At 69.5% G+C, this 811-nt stretch carries 2 protein-coding genes; one reads left to right on the top strand and one right to left on the bottom strand.

Going from position 1 to position 811, the window contains the following annotated elements; translation table 11 throughout:
- Positions 1-388, bottom strand: a 388-nt coding sequence (locus tag JCM19049_RS16125) for a MazG nucleotide pyrophosphohydrolase domain-containing protein (protein WP_279403425.1), incomplete at its 3' end; no start/stop codon positions are given.
- A gap of 196 nt (positions 389-584) precedes the next feature.
- Here JCM19049_RS16125 and JCM19049_RS16120 point away from each other — a divergent pair.
- On the top strand, positions 585-811 hold a 227-nt coding region (locus tag JCM19049_RS16120; RefSeq protein ID WP_279403424.1), incomplete at its 3' end, for an aldehyde dehydrogenase family protein.

The raw sequence follows: 811 nt of genomic DNA, 5'->3' as shown, positions 1-811 counted from the left end.
CCGCGCTGTTCCTCCGCCTTGGCCGCATCCCAGGTCTCGATGATGGTGGCCACATCCTGGGTGATGTCCCCGCGCAGCTGCCCGTGCTCGTCGAAGATGTGCCGGTTGCGGCGCAGCATCTTCTGGCGCAGCCGTAGGCCACGTCGTCGAAGCCGAACTGTCCGGCCTCGCTGGCGATCTGGGCGTGCAGCACGATCTGCAGCAGCAGGTCCCCCAGTTCGTCGCGCAGCTCCTGCGGGTTGCCGGCGCCGATCGCGTCGATCACCTCATAGGCCTCCTCCACCAGGTAGGTGCGCAGCGACTGGTGGGTCAGCGCCCGCGTCCAGGCGCAGTGGGTGCGCAGGATCCCGATGGTCTCCAGCAGTTGCTCGGTCTCGGTTTCAGCCATGAAAACCATGCTAATCCCCGCAACCCGCGCTGCTGGCCCCACCCGGTGGCCTACGCTGGGGGTGATGGGCGTCGCAGCGAGCACGCTGGGCGTCCTCCCCGGTCCCGGAACGCGCGTAGCGCCCCCGTGCCGCTGCACGGGGGCAATGCCCTGCCGGGACCCGCCCACCATCCGGGAACCTGCGAAAGGACCTGCCATGACCGAGCCGCACACCCTCACCAGCCCCCAGTTTCTCGATCAGCTGCCCAGTGAACTGTTCATCGGCGGGCAGTGGCGCGAAGGCACCTCCCAGCGCACGCTGCGCACCACCAACCCCTTTGACGACACCCTGCTGGCCGAGATCCGCCAGGCCTCCACGGCCGATGTGGATGCGGCCTACCAGGCGGCCGCCGACGCCAGCCGGGCTGGGCCAGCCTGCCTCCG

It is taken from the genome of Arthrobacter sp. JCM 19049 (genome assembly GCF_001310435.1).
Note: the sequence above shows the minus strand (reverse complement) of the source record. Positions and strands in the feature narration are given on the sequence as shown.